Origin of the sequence: Pedobacter sp. N23S346 (genome assembly GCF_048515415.1) — a bacterium.
Lineage (GTDB): Bacteria > Bacteroidota > Bacteroidia > Sphingobacteriales > Sphingobacteriaceae > Pedobacter.
The window spans coordinates 218339-235642 of the sequence record NZ_JBLYEE010000001.1; the positions used below are offsets into that span (position 1 = coordinate 218339).

A 17304-nucleotide genomic window follows, 5' to 3' on the forward strand; every position below is an offset into this window, starting at 1 on the left:
TAACTAATGTAAGGAAAGGTGAACCTTTAAACAATTGTGTTTCAATTTTTTGATATACAGTTCAAGCTTGTATTAAGTTCAATTAGGACGAAGACGATTTTAGTTAGGGACCATTGTCTTGTAGTTTTATAAATGCAGTGTTAAGGCATTTAGTATATGTTTTAAAGCGGAAAATGCCCAAGCGTCCCGAAACAAAATTGTTGAAATTTCTCAATCCTAATGAATAATTTTAATTTAGACCAATACTAAATAACAAAGTTTAATAATCAATTATGAACAAAAAAGAACTAAAGCATAGGTATACTTTACCTATAATTCTGTACAGTAAACTTTCAATAGCTGCATTTGCACTTATACTAACATCTTGCAACAAAGAGTTAAGAAATCCAAGTGCTAACATTAATACTTCGGAGATAAATGAAGATAGGTATGTAGAAATTGCGAAGAAAAACCTTAAAACGGAGATAGCCTCTCTAGGGAGCAGATATAAAAGCTTTGGAACACCGGATTGGGATAATAAAAACTTCTCTACACTTGATAGCAGGAAAAATATTTTAGTAGTGCCATTAAAAGACTATGATGTGAACGTTTCCTACACAAAATCTATGAATGCGAAGGGGATGAGAAATCTTATATTCAGTAGGGTATACGAGAATAAAATGAACATTGAAATCGTAGAATTACATCCGGATGATCTGCAGGATAATTACAAAAGCCCACAAGATTATTCGGCTTCTTTTACGGGCTATCTTCTGACCTACTCCCTGGAAAATAACTTGATTCAAGGTCACCACAGAACCAAAGGAGTAGCCGATAAAGTTATGAAAGTACCAAATACCATATTTGAAAATTATAAATAGCCGAAGATGAAAAAACTACTATTAATCCTTTCATTATGGGTCTTGTCTTTTACCCTATATGCGCAAGCTCACCATGAAACAGATGCCGATGGCTGTCCAATTACAGATGGGCAAGTTGACCCTATTCCTGGTTTACCAGCTATCTGTTATGAAAAACTTAAGAATGTGCCAGGCCCCGGGTTTCCAGGGAGTCCTAACCCTATCGAACTGGATGAAGTGACCATTACTCCTCAAAATCCTAATCATCCATTTCATCCACAAAATCCATGGTATCCTTATATTACTGTCCCTGTCTACTATCCGCCAGCAGCCAGTGCGCCTGCAAATCCTTGTGATTTAATGCAACGGCTTGCTGCAAAAGCTTCGTTTAATGCGTTGAGAGAAGCTCTTGCAAGCAAGGCGGGTACTGATAATTTCGAATCCGGCGGAATTTTCTATGGGGAAAACGTGATTGGAATAAGAGGAGGAGAAAATCTCCATAGCATTGGATTTAATTTATACGACAAAGTAAATGGAATCATGCATAACCATGTTAACGGGGGATATTCGATTTTCTCGTATGCAGATATTATTGCGATATCAGACCTTTATACTCAAAACCTGATGATGCAACCGAAAGGTTTCTTTTTTGGAGTTACTGCCAATCAAGGAACAAATTATATGTTAACGATCGCCGATATTAGTAAATTCGCTAGTTTTGCACAAAAAACAATGGATAATGTTGGACCTGGTCTTCCTTATGAGTGGGTTTATGAGAACTTTGTAAACAAGGATAATTCTGTTCAACAAAATCTTCAGGGTCTTTTAAATTTCCTTTCGATAGAAAATGCCGGCATTGAATTACTTGAATACGATCCAAACTCAGGTAAATGGATTCCTAAGCAATATGCTAATGACAATGGACAACCAACTATCATTTCAAACCCTTGTAATTAAATATTAAAACATGAAAAATTTTAAAAAATCAATCTTATTTTCAATTGCTTCAATCATTATAACTTCTTCGGCATTCGCGCAAAACCTTAATAAAATAAAACCAGGAGACCATGTGGTTAATAAAAGTATAGAACAATTTGAAGGTGTATGGCAATCGGAAAACGATGCTTTTGTTCTTGAACTAAACCTTTGCAAAATCGCCATTCCGTTAGGGACTGCAAAAATCGATGGTATAATCGGCTATCATAAGCTCGAAGTGGGTAAGAAAGTGATCTCGGAAAGTCTAAAACCTGCGGATCAAAAAGATGTATTTAAAAAGGCAACGTTTTCTGCAAAAGGAATTCAGGGAAAGGAAAATTCGATCGACGGGTATTTCATTCTGGATAAAAATGCGACCAGATATAAAGTTTTGGGAAATATATCTCCTTCAAAAAATGAACTGGTATTGACCTTTACTCCATCAAATCCTAAAGGAATTACGATCAATAAAGAGAAAACGGTAGATGTTTACAAACTTCCGGGATCAATTACTTTTAAGAAAAAGATTTAAAGCAAGGACGAAGAATCAGCCGCCTCATAGCTAATTATGGGGCGCTGGAACTTCCTAAATTTTTACGGCATAATGAGTTGTTTTATCATCAGAAATTTCGAAAACTTTTCAAAAGTATTTCCTAGTCAAAGATGATTTTTTATCCCCAATATTTCTGTTTTCAACCCAGTTTTTATGGTGTTGGTAAAATATTGAAACTAATTCGGGAATAGAATTGCAAATTAGGTATTGATTCTGAGTTAAGCCATGAATTTAAACTTGTCGCTAATTTTTAAAATTCCTTGAATCAATAATCTTTTAAATTGTAACTATGAAAAAATTAACTTTTCTACTATTGGGTTTTTTATCTCTAAGTATTTCTGTTAAGAATCATGTATTTCAGGTGTATGATCGTTGCCTTTCAAATTATCTGCCGGTTTTCAATCCAAGGCATGTAGTATTTCCAGGAAAAATCTTAATGGAAAATGTACTCCTAATGCGCGATGCTTACCAATTTACCGTAGTGAGTTAGCCAATTGTTCCTCAGGAAGCCCACAGACAGAAGATATGGTCGACCTACCCATTGCTTTAGTAGCGCTCTTTTTTAAATATTGCGCCTGGCGATTTTAGCCCTTAAGGTCATTCCTGCAATCAAGTATTCATAAATTATTTCATGCTCAATTTTAAATTTCCATCGGTTCAGCAATCATTCCTCTTGTTGATAGTCTTCTGTATCATAACTTATTCCTCCAGGAGCTATGCCCAAAAGGAAATGGCTATCAAAGGGAAGGTAAGCGATTCGCTTAAAGGACATCCGCTTCAATTTGCAACGATATATTTGCTCGAAAACAGTCTCAAAGACCGGGTAAAAAAAACAGTCTTAAGCAATAAGGACGGTTTTTTTGAATTTTCCGGTTTTTTTTCAGATTCTGTATCTATTAGAATAACCTATGCAGGATACCAGTCCAAAGTATTCAAACTTCACATTTCTACGCTGAATGGAGATGTTTCAAATTTTCTACTTACTTCCAATAACAGTGATCTTGGCGAGGTCAAAATAGTAGCTCAAAGTCTGGTATCACAAAGTATAGACCGGATAAGTTATAATGTGGAACGGGATCCGCAACGTAATACTGCAAATCTATTTGAAATCATTCAAAAAGTTCCCCTGCTTTCAGTGGATGGGGCTGGGAATGTAAAATATCAGGGCGGGACATCTTTCCGGGTATTGTTAAATGGGAAGCCTAGCGCAGCACTAGCCCGCAACGTTAGTGACGCCTTAAAGGGTATTCCTGCTAGTTCAATAAAAAATATAGAGGTAATCACTAACCCGTCAGGAAAATATTATCAGGAAGGTGCAACAGGGATCATCAATATAATCACAAGCAAAACTAAAGAGGATGGATATGAGGGCGCTATTTATGCTGAATACAAAGCTCCTGCACAGGGGCCTGGGGTGAGTGCATCATTAAATCTGAAGATTAACAAAATTAGTTTCAATTCTTCCTTCGGCTACGTGAATAATGACAAGCCACCAACAACAAAGTTATTTGAGAGTTCGGCCCGGAATTCCAATTTTCTAAATTCAACACAGCAGGGAACAGCCGAGGCTAATGATAATTCTTTATTTTTTTCAGAGGATTTTAGCTATGAAATTGACTCCTTAAACCTATTTACAGCGAGGATTGCACTTTATAATCAAAAAAATAATGATTTTTCAAATCTAATCACACAAACAAACCCTTCAGATCCACTTGTTTTAATTCAGTATGAATTACAGAATGGTAAGTTTGCTTCATGGAAAGGGCTTGAAGCCGCTTTAGATTACCAGCGTAACTTTGGGAAAAAAAAAGGAAGGGTCTTGACATTTTCTTACCTCTTCACCAACAGTCTGGATGATCAGAAAAATGACGTCCTTTTCGCCAATAGAATCAATTTTTCCCAAAATGACTTCTCTCAATACAATACATTTCAGCAATTTGAACATACATTGCAAATTGATTATTCTCATATAATCAAAAAAATAACTTTTGATGTAGGAGTGAAAGGTATCTTAAGACTTGGAGACAGCGAGAGTTCAACTATTGAAAATATATCTCAAGGCAATATCAATCTAATGACCACAAACAGATACGCAAACGATCAGTATATTCCCGCGGGTTATGTATCGGCAAAATATCAAAGTGGAAAATTTGGAGTGATAATCGGTGGAAGAGCTGAGCAAACGATCACTGATGCGAGGTTTGAAGGTTTAGTTGATGAACCCAAAGTTACTTATTTCAACTTTCTTCCCAATTTTGCGCTGAATTATTCGATGGATAAAACCAATTCGCTAAATTTATTATACAACCGAACTATTCAGCGGCCGAATATCAGTTACCTGAACCCTTTTGTAAATCGGTTAAATCCGACACTTGAAGTCGTCGGAAACCCTGAACTGGTACCAGTTGGTATCCATAATTTAAGCCTGCAGTATAGAAGGTTTAAGAAGTCATCACTCATCATTGCGTTTTCACACAACTTCAGTAGTAATACCATACAGCGAATTATATCCAGCCAGTCAGAGGCGTCGGTGACCAGATTCAGTTTTGCAAATGTCGGCAAGACAACCAGTAGCGCACTGAATTTCAGTTACAATCTACCAATTTCAAAATCATTGAATCTTAATGCCTCACAAAATATATTGTATGCTAAATTCAATGCATTTCTCGCTGATAAAGTTATAGAGCGCAATGGATTTCAATTTGATTACAACTTGGGGCTCACTGCAGCTGTGAGTAAGACTACCAATCTTGCCGGCCGCTTTTCTTATTCTACACCAACCGTTCAGTTACAGGGAAGAACGACGACTTATCCTTACTTTGTGTTTACCGGAACAAAAACATTCTATAAAAACAAGATAGGGCTCACTGCTACACTTTTAAATCCTTTTTCAAAATATAGGTTTGTATCCACAACTTTTAATGGAAATGACATATCAACTTTTTCTGGGAATGAGATTTTTTATCGCAGTTTTTCCATTCGAGCATCATATAAGTTTGGAGAGATCAAAAAGCGGATTAGACGTAATGAAAAAGGTATAAGAAATAATGACTCCATATCTATAAAATAATATTTTTGAAATTGATATTTATTATGATGAGAAAAATACTAAATGCTTTATTGATTTTTTTTTCTTTTAGTGCTTTTTCGCAAAAACCAGAAACGGCAGCTTTAGATCTCCAAGCTCAAATGAATCTCTATGCTTCATCCAAACCTCAAGGGCTGCTTTTCGTTCATACCGATAAAAATATTTACACTCCAAATGAACAAATTTGGTTCAGCGGATATTTAGTTGGAAAAGGGAATGTGAAGGAGGATTTCCTTCAACTTTTTCTAATTGATGTAAATGGCTATAAATCTGTATCAACACAAAGATATTTACTTAAGTCGGGGCTATGCGCTGGTTATTTCAATCTAAGCGATAGTTTGCCGCCAGGTAAGTATATGCTGGTGGCTATGACTAATCTATTAGATTCCAAGAATAATCCTTTGCATCATTATATTCAGATGATCACCATTAAAACGGGTTTGGTATCGAAGTTTTCAGCAAAACTGGACTGGCAAAAATCAGTAGCGTCCAATGAACAGTCAATGAGGGCCTCCCTTAATTTATCGTTTAAGTCTATAAACAAAGGTGAAAATCCATCTATTCAGTATGCTATAGACCAAGGAGAATTTAAAAATCTAAAACCAGCATCAGAACAAACCAGGATTATTACCCTTAGCCAGGAGGAAGGTAAATTAGCTAAAATGTTGTTTGTGCGCATTAGATATCAGGGAGAGCAGCAACTTTTGAAACTACCATTTTTAGATAGAAATCGCAAAGAAGATAACTTATCGGTTAATTTTCATTCTGAAGGTGGTCAGGCAATTTTAAATAGACGTACGCTCTATACTTTTGAGGCTTTCGCACTCAATCAGCCAAAGCATATAAAAGGGGTTTTGTTGGAAGATGATAAGCCACTAGACTCGGTTTCAACTAATGAATTTGGCATAGGGAAATTTCATCTGGCTCAGAAAATGGGCTCAAAATATGCGCTCAAAATTCTTTCAGGACCAGAAAAGGCCAAGGACTCTATTTATGCAATTGCTCAAGCAATAACGCATGGCATTAGCGTTTCGGTAAGACAAGCTGTTGTAAATGATACCCTCCAGTTCAAACTTTACGCAAAACAGCAATCAACGCTCAAAGTCATTATACATAACTACAGAAATATTTTCGCTGAATTTAATACTTCAGCTTCTGAAGGCGGTAGGAATGTAAAGCTAGCCTTAAATGCTGTACCGAAAGGCATATGTGTTATTACTGTGCTTGACTCTGTGGGTAGTCATGTAGCGGAACGCTTGTTTTTTGCCCATTTCAACCAAGCTGTTAAAGCCAACATGGTGACCGATCAGCAGAGTTATGGAAAAAGATATCCTGTAAAACTGAATATTAAACTTCAAGACTCAATGGGTCGTCCTGTGCAAGGTTTATTTTCTATTGCTGTGGTTCGGCAGAATAGACTGGATGCAGGGACATTAAAGCATATCGAGCATTCGTTTTATTTTGCAGATCATCTAAGCAATTTACCTTTTGCTTTGGGAGCTTTGAGTCTTTCTAAAACACCCCATTTGGAAAATACATTACTTAGCAGAAAGCTAAGTGCCTATAATTGGGCAGATCTACTTAAAGCTAAATCGAATGATACTTTAGTAAGTAAAGCAATTGGGTTTGTCGGGTTCGTTAGCAGAAATGGTAAAGTCCTAAAAAAGTCAATTCCACTTAACTTTATTTCTTCCGGTAGTTTCGGTACTATAAATACGAAGGAAGGGGGATATTTTTTTCCTACAGTTCAGGATATGTTAAATGATGGGGGCAGTGGGATTACTTTTTCGGTAAACCAAGAAAACAAAGACGGATTTGCAATTAGTATGGAGGATGCTATGGTTCCACTTGCAGAAAAATATGCAGCAGATCATTCGCTATATGCCGTAGGAGCTTTGGCCGATAGCGTAACCTTTGAAATAGAAGACCACCAGAACGCTATAGATTTAGGCTCAGTCTCCGTTAGTGCGAATTCAATGAAAGATAGGGCTTATGGGAAGAGAATGACACTCGGAAAAAATAAATGTGGTGATTATGTAGATGAATATGGTTATCTGAACTATCCACCCAGCGCTGGAAATGCTATCCTATATCAACCCATATCTGGAGAACAGTATAAAAAAAGGACGGATCTTGATGGCAGTGACAGACCTTTTTCTGTTGAACCGATTACTTATACAGGATGCCAGAGTAGTAAAGAAAACTTATCATTTAAGTTTGCTGGCGTACTTAAAGAAAAGCCATTCTACGGTCTTAATCCACAGGATCAGGGCACGCAATACCTTTCGACCCTCTTTTGGCGCTCCAAGGTTTTAACGGAGAAAGATGGAACAGTTGAGCTCAATTTTATGACCGGTGACGCATCCGGTTTATATACTATTATACTGCAAGGTATCACGGATGAACATGTCGTGTACGGAACCTCGCAGTTTTCGGTAAAATAATAAGCTTCATTTCTTTATAATTCATCCCTGAAACAGGGTTTTATATACTTAATTCTATCCTATTGATGGAAAATAATTCATGTTTTATCCCCGGCTAATTAGATTTAGGTAATCAATTAAATATCTATCTAAAACTTAAAACTATGAAAAAAATTAGTTTACTAAGAGTGATTTATATGATCGCTTTCTTCGCTATCACAATTTCTGGTGTATCGTTGGTTTTCGCTTCAGACGCTTCGGCAACTTGTCACGGATCAGGTGGTGTCGGTAAAGGAAAATGCACATTCGCTGGTCGATGCGGTGCAGTTTATCCTGGTGAAACAAGTGATTGTGATGGAGACAATCAAACAACTATAACCATTAATTAATTTTAAAGCCTTCCATGATATGGAAGGCTTTAAGAATTTTTTTGAAAAAACATGCGCAAACTATTATACATTTTGATAATCTCAATTAGTGTCTTTTCTTGTAAGAACCAAAATTCTGCTATAAAAAAGACTGACTTGGAGTTTAAAAATGCGATTCATGCCTTAAATGGAAGTACAAGACTTGACGCCCCTGTTTATATGGTCATTCCCAGAGCAGGATGCAGTGGTTGCATTTCTACCGCTGAAAAATATATGATTGAATATCTGGAGGACAACAAAAAACAATCTAAAATCAAATTCATATTAACAGACTTTGATTCGCAGAAAGTTTTGCTTGCCAGATTTGGTTCAATTGCAAGAAACCAACACGTGATCATCGATCCTCAAAATATATTTAGAGCTAACCAGTCATTGAAGTCCATATATCCCACGATTTTTCTATTCAAAAATGATGAACTGGTAAAAGTAACGGAGATATCTCCTGAAAAGGATGGCCAGGCCGAATTGAATATGTTTCTAAAAACAGTTACAGGAATTTAACTACAGTATATAACAAAGTTCTTCTGTAACACTATACTCTGAAAATCAATGTATTTTCCAAACAACTTATTTTTGCTTAAACTTATACCAGCTGCATTGTTGATTTGTGTTTTTTTTAACTCTGGATGCCAGCCAAGTGAACCAAAACGAATTGCTTTTAAAAAAAGATCGGATTCGATAAAAAATATAAGTTTTAGCCAATCTGTAAAATATTTCGAACTGGATTCCATAACGGGTCCGAAGGTGCAATGCTTGCAATACGTTCGTTTAAAAGACAGGGATTATTTAGCCTTTCTTAACGAAGAGACTGGTGTCCTTTACCTCAATGATTACCAGACAGGGAAGATCTTTTCCCGCTTAGCGATCCAGGATAATAAGCGTGATCACCGAAAGTTATTTCAGGGTTTCTATTATCAAAATCCGGATTCCATTTTCCTGTTTTATTTTGGACCATCTGTTGCACTTGTTAATGATAAGGGTGAAATTAAAAAAAGATATAACCTAAGCAATAAAACCACTCAGACTCCAATTGAACAACTCATCGTAAAAGGTTTTTATTCTTCTACCTCAAACCAAGGCTTTTATGAGCAGGATACGCTGTATTTAAATTCAGTAGTATTAGGCGGAAGTAAGATGGAGCGGAAAAAAGTTCAGATTCTGCTCAATGTGAAGGATGGAAACCAATCATTTAGAGAAATGGATATGCCGCTTGTTTACCGTCAGCATAACTTGGCCAATGGCGACTTTCATCTTTACGCTACAAGCTATAATCCAAAGACAAAGAAAATTGTTTATAGCTTCCCGGCCGATGAAAATCTGATTTCAAGAAATCTCCATGACTCAAAACAATCCAGCTTTTTTTCTGGCAGTAAACATATTGATTTCATGAATGAGTACGATGAAAAGCAATACAAAAATGGTATTTCTGACCCAATGATTGAACATTTTATGACCAGTGGTTCATTCGGAAGCGTTTTGTTTGATAAATTTAATAATCTTTACTATCGGATTGGTTTTCTCCCCATAGGCAAAAAGAATTTGAACTATGAGGAGAAAAATGCCCCATTGAAACAGTTGAGTGTAATTGTTTTGGATCAAAACTTCAAATATTTGGGTGAAATTAAGCTCTCTGCTAATCAATATCAAATGTCAAGTGCTTTTGTCTCAGAAAAGGGATTGAATATACAGGAACGACCTTTAAATGATGAAATTCTTAAGTTTACCGTATTTAAATTCAATACTCCTGCAATAAAATAATCACAGGCGTTTTTATCTATAGCCTTAATTTTAAACACATAAAGTTTTGGAACCTGTATATTAGATGCTATGAAGTTTTTAAACAAAAATGCCAAACTTAGGAAACTCTATATTTAGGATGTTATCAACAACCCTACTCTGGGTTGATTACCTCCAAGTCTGTAGAGAACTTGATTTTAACAATTAGCTGAAGGGAATTTCACAAACGCGATATAAAGTTTTTTTATTAAGAAAATCTGCTTTATTTCAAAGACAACCCTATTGCTAAAACCAGCTTTCAATACTAACATACTCTATTTTTTTACCTTATGTGTTGGTTGTTTTTTGGATTAATCAACCAGTTTTAGGGATAAAACCATTATATTCGGGGAAGTGCAACACAAGGAGTTTCTATAGCGATTCCTTTGCAACAAAACAATTCTAAATTATTATGAAATATGATTAATTGCTTGGTGATTGATGATGAAACCGAAGCGCTGGCAGAATTATCATCATACATTGAAAACATTCCTAAATTAAATCTTTTAAAGACTTTCGATAAGCCTTTAAAAGCTCTTGAATATATCAGAAGTAATCAGCCTGTTGACCTAATATTTATTGATGTTGATATGCCCGTGCTCTCGGGCATTGAATTAGCTGGTTTGGTCAGGGATAAAACGCGCAAACTCATTTTCACGACCTCACATTCAAAATATGCAGTGGATGCTTTTAAAGTGGACGCTGATGATTTTTTACTCAAACCTTTTGGCTTCTCGGATTTTATCAGGGTAGTTGAAAAATCATTTCCAGCCTATGAAATTTTAACTGATAATATTAGAAAGGATCAGAATGGATACCTCTATATAAAGGATAAGGAGAATGGTTTAAAATTGGTCAAGGTATTCGTTCAAGACATAATTGCTATTGAGAGTTTACTCAATTATGTAAGAGTTCATACTACAGATTCTAAACTGGTTACCCATTTGAGCTTAAAAGAGGTAAAAAAAGTATTGGACGATTATAGCCAATTTGTCCAGTTGCATCGTAGTTTTATCATATCTAAAGACCATATTTCTTTAGTACATGGGAATATGCTCACGATGACAAATGGGGCAAAATTTACAATTGGAGAGAGTTACAGGGATAACCTGAATGAATTTCTTCAGAGTAAAATTTTAAAACCCGCTTCTAAAAAATAGTTTACGGGTTTTATCTTACTACAATTTGGAGATACCGGTAACTGTGGTAGTATAACTGGTAAATGTGGTATCTGTGTCATACGAAAATAGCTTTCCTTTTTTTTTGATGTTTTTGAAAGTAAACAATACTTTTTTTTCTAGTTTTTTAAGTTGCATAATCTTGAGTTTTGAGGCAACTTATATTTCTATCTAGTTAAGAAATAGAATTTGGGATAGACAGGTTAAAAAATGATATGGAAACACTTTATAAAAGGATAAATAATATAAAGATCTCTTCTTCCAGACTCCAAATCCATGTTTTTCTATGGATTATATATATCATCTACGAGTCTGTAATTGTTGGACTGATTGTAGGGGAATTTTCTGGAATCGAAAATTATCTCATTCATTACAGTATTAATATTAGTGTTTTCTATCTCCACATATTTATTCTGGATAAACTTCATTTTAGAAATACTTTTAAAGATTTTGTAATTATTGTCCCCATTGTGATTTTGGAAATGAGCATCTATGTATTGCTCATTGCGATTATGAATCATACGTTTACTATCTACAATCAGGCAAATGAGTACAATGTCTTAGGCATTGATTACACTTTTGTGTTAAAAGCATTTTATCGTTGTCTTTTTTTTATAATTGTCGGATCGGGTTACTGGGCATTAAAAAAGTATCTTCATGAACGTAAGGTGAATGAGGAATTACAAAGAGAAAAACTGTATGATATCATTGAAAAAGAAAAAATTTCTAAAGCGCTCATCAGCGCAGAGAATGCCTTTCTCCGATCACAGGTAAATCCGCATTTCCTCTTCAATACCTTAAGCTTTGTGCATCGGCGAATCAGCGAACTTGATTTAGACTCTGGAGAAGTAATTCTTTCTCTATCCAAGATGATGAGATATGCGCTTGATATGGAGCAGGAGGATGATTTTGCCAGATTGGAAGAGGAAATTGAGCAGGTTGAAAATTTGATTAACTTATTTCAGATAAAAGAAAATCATAGTTTGATATTTCATCTGGACTATGATGATTCTGTATTAGCGGAAAAAATAGTTCCACTTACTATTTTAACCCTTACCGAAAACATGTTCAAGCATGGTTATTTAAAGGCTCCCCATTCACCGGCAAAAATTTCGATCAGAAGGGATGGACCCTGCATAAATATTCTTACTGAGAATTTAATTGGCAACAGCACACATTATTTAAGCAACAAAACGGGGCTGATAAATTTAAAAAAAAGACTCTCTACAACCTACAAAACAAATTTTTCTTTCAGCTGGGAAGTTAATGGAAATATGTTTTTAACACATTTACAGATTAATCTATCTTAACTGAAGACTTGGCTTGCTGGTTGGTTGCGAACTATACCGATGAACAATTGCTAAAATTATTCAAAATACACAGGGTCCAATCTCTTGCAAAAAGCAAAGTATTTTACGCGCCTGATTATGAGCAGCACCCTGAGGAGAAAATCTTGATAATTATCGAAATACTCTATTTTTGATTTCCTTGGTCATTAAAAATAGGCAATGAGAGGCCAGCATCACCTCTTACAGTTCAGATATATCTGGGAGGTCTATTGAAAACCTTGAAGAAATTGATTCAGGGGCAAGGTTGGTACCTTTTGCATACTGCCTCAAAACCCATCAAAGTTTTTTAGCGGGAGACCGATCCCTACAGATCTCCCATAAGAAAAATTTAATAAGCTCTATTTAAAATGCTCTTGTTACTATATTACACTTAGAAAAATCCATATTTATCCTTAAGATAAATTATAAAATTTCCTTAATCTGATTGTTGCTTCTATCAAATACATCAGAAATGATTGAAATAACAAACAATTAGATTAACGTTGACAAGACAAATTACAACCGATTTCCCGTTACATTGCCAACAATTTATCTAAAAAGTTTCATAACTTTCACATCATCACCATCATCCTACACTTTATTTCTTTCCAGAAGCTTCTCCTGTAACGCAGACATTTCCTTACCTACTTTTGTATCGATCACCTTCGCATAATGATGGGTTGTTTTCAAGCTATTGTACCAAGCATCTGGGATATAGTCTCAGTCGGAACACCATTCTAAAGCGTAATAGTGGTTGCAAAAGTGTGCCATAGCAAGATGATAACTAAGCGCCTTAGTGATAGTACAAAGATCTGCGATCTATTTGAGGTACCCATTCATCCTCTGGGTTGGTGAGCACTGGCAACCCCACTTTTTTCCATTGGCATATCCTATGGTTTTTATACCTGTCAAGAATTACTTTTGCCTCATCCGACAAGGGGATGTGACAGGGTATTCCGTTTTCTACCGTTTAATAAATATCCATAAATCACCGTCATCACCTTTTGTAATCTGAATCGAGCGAAGCTGCTTCACATCTATATAAAAAAGGCCGGTGTAGCAACTGAAAATAAAATGTCGCGAGAGATGTTTAAGCGCTTGAGTGGAAATTCCCTGCTTTTGATTCGATCCGACTCTTCCATATTTAGGAAAGTCTTTGCCTAAGCTCTGGCAGTATTTCGATAATTAAAAATGGATTTCCGACAATCCACCCGGCACCCAGGCAATATAGAATGATCCTTGTCAGGTGAACAATATATTTCATGGCAAACATTGCATTATTCCACGTTCAATTCTGAGTTATACTTCATAATAGGCTTGATATTTACATAAATTATCAAAGTAATACCTATATTAGTCTATCTGAATAGTCACATCAATGTATGAAAACATACCTTAAATTCCTTTTACCCGCAAGCTTAATTCTGCTATTAAATGTTAGTAACGCCAATGCTCAGGCAACGCCGCTAAATGTACATCAGAAAACATATTCCAAACTTTCACCGGAGGAACAGAAAAGCTATATTGAGGATTTTTCGAAAAATCTTAGTGTTGATGAAGACTATTATAATATGAAGGTAAGCATAGAACAGATGAAAAACTATATTCTGCAGATGAAAAAAATTCCCGGTGATAGCGTCAAGAAAAAAAGGGGCTCTGCCGATGAGATAAGCTATTACAGGGAACGTGGAATGACAAATCCAGAAGATTATATTAAGATCAGGGCAAGTGTACCAAAGTATATTTTTAATGTTAGGTCAAAGTTCCCAGCATACGGTAATCTGGATAGACAGATCATGAGGCAAATTACCCAAAAGGCTGACTCCCTGCTAAATATAAAGTAATCATGATAACTTAATTATTCTGATCATGGATATGCCTTTAATTATCTCAGCCAGCAAACACGTTCTGCAACGTTTTTGCCAGAACCCGGCCCGGATAGGGAACTTTTCACTGATGTGCGATGAGGTCGGATTAAGTGAAGACCAAAAGAAGAAAGTATTTGATTTTCTTTATCGCTCAAAATATGTCCAACCATTGAGTCAGGATCCATATGCAAACCTGCTGGTTACGGAACAAGGCTACAAATTTTTAAATAGTTCACTTAACAGCGCAAAAGAAAAAGATATGATTAACAACCGTTCCTCTTGGTGGCCACTTTATTCACAAATTAAGTTTCTTGGAAAAAATGAAGGAACTACTAAAGACGCAAGAATATGGGTGTTCTTTTTTGCGTTTCTCGTCCTTTCATTCCTTGCTTATTTCTTTATCATTAAATCTTAAACTCTCCTATTCCTTTTACTGAAAGGAAACCTTATATGGTATTCAAATTGCGCTTCTCCAGTCCTACCCCAGATATTATACTTACTGCCACACTTGTTATTGCTACATTTCTTTTTTCTTTTTGTAGTTTTCATGAGCTAAAAGAATCGGTTAAGGGCGGAAATTTAGTAATATTCTCTGCACTGTGCATTCCAATACTAGGAGCCTGCTGCCTAAGATTAGTTGCGAAGAATGTAACACCGTATTTGGTTCTGAGAAGAATGGATTTTCTTGTTCTTTTATTATTCTTGTTTATCCTCCTGAACAGGTTCGGCCAACAGCCCCAGGCAGGACTATCTCTGAATTCAATAGAATTTGCTTATCTGATTATTTTTTACCTCGCTTGCAGTCTTCTCCCTGCGAAATACACAAAAGCGCTATTGATGGGGATAATGCTAAGCGGCCTGATTGAGGTGCTTATAGGCTATAGCCAGTTTTTCGCCTTTACAGCGAGCAATCACAAACTCTTTAAGGTAACTGGAAGTTTCAATAATCCCGGGCCTTTTAGTGGATACATTGCGATATCCTTAGCACTAGCAATTGCCGGCGTTTTTAACAGGAATGCGAGAGAGATGCACCCCTCAAAACGCTGGGACAAGCTTCTGCTTGTCTTGAATTTAATGGTCATTGTACTTGGTCTTCCAATATTATTGCTTTCACATTCTCGGGCAGCTATACTTGCTGTATTCGTGGTGCTGATGATTAATCTCATTGGCTATATTCCGGTTTTAATACGTTCTGATAGTGCCAATTTCAAAAGATTAAAATCAGTGGCATTCGTATTAATACCATTGATTTCCATAGCACTAACAATGGGGCTTTATTACCTAAATGTAGATTCAGGAAACGGCCGCCTACTGGTTTGGAAGATATGTAAGAATATCTTCCTGGATCATCCTTTTGTGGGTGTAGGCTATGATAATATTAAAATGTATTATATGTCTTATCAGGGGAAATATTTTGCTCTAGAAGGTTCTGAAAGCGAACAGAGAATCGCAGGCAACGTAAGCTATGTGTTTAACGAATATATTCAGTTTATAACAGAAAATGGGATCATCGGTAGCATATATTTGTGTGTTGTTATTCTAGCATTGCTATATACCTTAAAAAGGGCTGTAGATAAAAAATTTGCCCTTGTCTGTTTTTCAGGAATTGCAGCCATCTGCATATTTTCACTATTCTCCTACGCCAGCGATATTCTTCCTATAAAAGTGGTACTGGTCACGCTGATATCGACAATTGCAAAGATGGATCGAAAGCAAATGATTTTTAGCAATCCCTTAAGAAAATTAAACGCTGTCTTTTTACCAAGTGTCTTCATCTTATCGCTCACTTTATTATATTTTATGTTTGTTAAAGCAAAGGAAATATATTATAGTTATCGCGACTGGAAAACTGCTGAACATTATTATGTGGAAAAAGATTATGAACAGGCCGCGTCGAGCTTTTCGAAACTATATCAGAATTTTGGAAGTGACGGGTCTTTTCTAATGGAGTATGGAAAGGCGTTATCATTGTCTTTAAAAGATGATGAAGCCATATCCATCCTGGCCAGGGCCAAGATATTTGCAAATTCTCCAAATGTCCAGATAGCGTTAGGAAATCTTTATCAAAACAAAAAAATGTACTCTGCTGCTGATGAATGCTATATAAGTGCTTCTGATATGGTTCCTGTAATGTTTTACCCAAGATATCTTAGAGCAAAATTATATTTCAGCACCGGGCAATATTTAAAAGCCGCGGAAGTGGCAGCCCAAATTCTAAAGAAAAAACAAAAAGTTTTCTCGCCTGCAGTACGCCAAATAAAACGTGAAATGAAGGAAATTCTTCAGGAGAGTCAAAAGAGATACTAGCCCAAGACAGGCTAGTATCGTAAAATCAGAATTTTGAGGCCTGTTTTTTTAATTTTAGTGCAGTAACAACCTTTATCGGCTTTGCTGCATCCACCATGATATGATGTTTTACACTTGTTTCGAGTTTGAATAGCTCAGGATAGTTTTTCTTTAACAAAGCTATTCCCCTTAGAGTAAATATTTTTGTCTTGAAATAATCTTCTGGATTTGAAATACCGAGCTTCCTGTAGTGTTCAATTAGTTCGGATCCTTTGCGTGGTAACTTTGTCTTCGCGAATTTTTGGTGCGGTAAGTTTAAGTGATAAGTTATGATTTTTTGAAAGTTCTTATTGAGCTCAAAATATTCAGGATCCTGGCGGAGGGCAGTTATCATTTTCGTTTCAAACTGCTTTTTGTCTACAGCGCTTAATGTTGCATAGTCCTTTGCCTTTAACGAAGATATATCAATTGAGTTTCTGTCTTTTCGGCACGCAGTACTTAAAATCATTGCTATTAGCAATAAGATGCTTAGGTTAAAATACTTATTTTTCATTTTTTCATT

Annotated in this window: 16 protein-coding genes; 14 read left to right on the forward strand and 2 right to left on the reverse strand. The window is 35.8% G+C overall.

Annotated elements, in window-relative coordinates:
* Window positions 1–272: 272 nt before the first annotated feature.
* The 10 genes from ACN1CD_RS00955 (at window position 273) to ACN1CD_RS01000 (ending at window position 11242) form a co-directional block, all read left to right on the forward strand.
* Window positions 273–860, forward strand: a complete 588-nt coding sequence (locus ACN1CD_RS00955; RefSeq protein ID WP_419128377.1) for a hypothetical protein — start codon at window positions 273–275, stop codon at window positions 858–860.
* Between the two features lie 6 nt (window positions 861–866).
* Entirely contained in the window at window positions 867–1796 is a 930-nt protein-coding gene (locus ACN1CD_RS00960) for a hypothetical protein (RefSeq protein ID WP_419128378.1), read from the forward strand.
* 10 nt (window positions 1797–1806) lie between these two features.
* A complete protein-coding gene (locus ACN1CD_RS00965) occupies window positions 1807–2346 on the forward strand; it encodes a DUF6705 family protein (protein ID WP_419128379.1) in 540 nt (179 codons plus the stop codon).
* A gap of 310 nt (window positions 2347–2656) precedes the next feature.
* On the forward strand, window positions 2657–2857 hold the full coding sequence (locus ACN1CD_RS00970; protein ID WP_419128380.1) for a hypothetical protein: 201 nt from the start codon (window positions 2657–2659) through the stop codon (window positions 2855–2857).
* Window positions 2858–2998: 141 nt separating this feature from the next.
* A complete protein-coding gene (locus ACN1CD_RS00975; RefSeq protein WP_419128381.1) occupies window positions 2999–5437 on the forward strand; it encodes an outer membrane beta-barrel protein in 2439 nt (812 codons plus the stop codon).
* A 23-nt stretch (window positions 5438–5460) separates the two neighbouring features.
* Window positions 5461–7899: a hypothetical protein gene (locus ACN1CD_RS00980; RefSeq protein WP_419128382.1), complete on the forward strand. Its 2439-nt coding sequence runs from the start codon at window positions 5461–5463 to the stop codon at window positions 7897–7899.
* A 143-nt stretch (window positions 7900–8042) separates the two neighbouring features.
* Window positions 8043–8267, forward strand: a complete 225-nt coding sequence (locus tag ACN1CD_RS00985; RefSeq protein ID WP_419128383.1) for a hypothetical protein — start codon at window positions 8043–8045, stop codon at window positions 8265–8267.
* Window positions 8268–8402: 135 nt separating this feature from the next.
* Window positions 8403–8807: a hypothetical protein gene (locus ACN1CD_RS00990; RefSeq protein WP_419128384.1), complete on the forward strand. Its 405-nt coding sequence runs from the start codon at window positions 8403–8405 to the stop codon at window positions 8805–8807.
* A gap of 72 nt (window positions 8808–8879) precedes the next feature.
* A complete protein-coding gene (locus ACN1CD_RS00995) occupies window positions 8880–10064 on the forward strand; it encodes a DUF4221 family protein (RefSeq protein ID WP_419128385.1) in 1185 nt (394 codons plus the stop codon).
* Window positions 10065–10501: 437 nt separating this feature from the next.
* Entirely contained in the window at window positions 10502–11242 is a 741-nt protein-coding gene (locus ACN1CD_RS01000; RefSeq protein WP_419128386.1) for a LytR/AlgR family response regulator transcription factor, read from the forward strand.
* Window positions 11243–11260: 18 nt separating this feature from the next.
* On the opposite strand, the gene ACN1CD_RS01005 is transcribed toward ACN1CD_RS01000, so the two are convergent.
* Window positions 11261–11398 (reverse strand): hypothetical protein, encoded by a 138-nt coding sequence (locus ACN1CD_RS01005; RefSeq protein ID WP_419128387.1) that lies wholly within the window; start codon window positions 11396–11398, stop codon window positions 11261–11263.
* A 77-nt stretch (window positions 11399–11475) separates the two neighbouring features.
* Between ACN1CD_RS01005 and ACN1CD_RS01010 the strand changes: the two genes are divergently transcribed.
* From ACN1CD_RS01010 to ACN1CD_RS01025, 4 genes are all read left to right on the forward strand, one after another.
* On the forward strand, window positions 11476–12570 hold the full coding sequence (locus tag ACN1CD_RS01010; RefSeq protein ID WP_419128388.1) for a sensor histidine kinase: 1095 nt from the start codon (window positions 11476–11478) through the stop codon (window positions 12568–12570).
* 1400 nt (window positions 12571–13970) lie between these two features.
* The gene (locus tag ACN1CD_RS01015) at window positions 13971–14432 is read left to right on the forward strand and encodes a hypothetical protein (RefSeq protein ID WP_419128389.1); all 462 of its coding nucleotides are present in this window, start codon (window positions 13971–13973) and stop codon (window positions 14430–14432) included.
* Window positions 14433–14463: 31 nt separating this feature from the next.
* Window positions 14464–14871, forward strand: coding sequence for a hypothetical protein (locus ACN1CD_RS01020; RefSeq protein WP_419128390.1), 408 nt, complete (start codon window positions 14464–14466; stop codon window positions 14869–14871).
* Between the two features lie 35 nt (window positions 14872–14906).
* On the forward strand, window positions 14907–16763 hold the full coding sequence (locus ACN1CD_RS01025; RefSeq protein ID WP_419128392.1) for an O-antigen ligase family protein: 1857 nt from the start codon (window positions 14907–14909) through the stop codon (window positions 16761–16763).
* Between the two features lie 25 nt (window positions 16764–16788).
* On the opposite strand, the gene ACN1CD_RS01030 is transcribed toward ACN1CD_RS01025, so the two are convergent.
* Window positions 16789–17295, reverse strand: coding sequence for a hypothetical protein (locus ACN1CD_RS01030; RefSeq protein WP_419128393.1), 507 nt, complete (start codon window positions 17293–17295; stop codon window positions 16789–16791).
* Window positions 17296–17304: the final 9 nt, after the last annotated feature.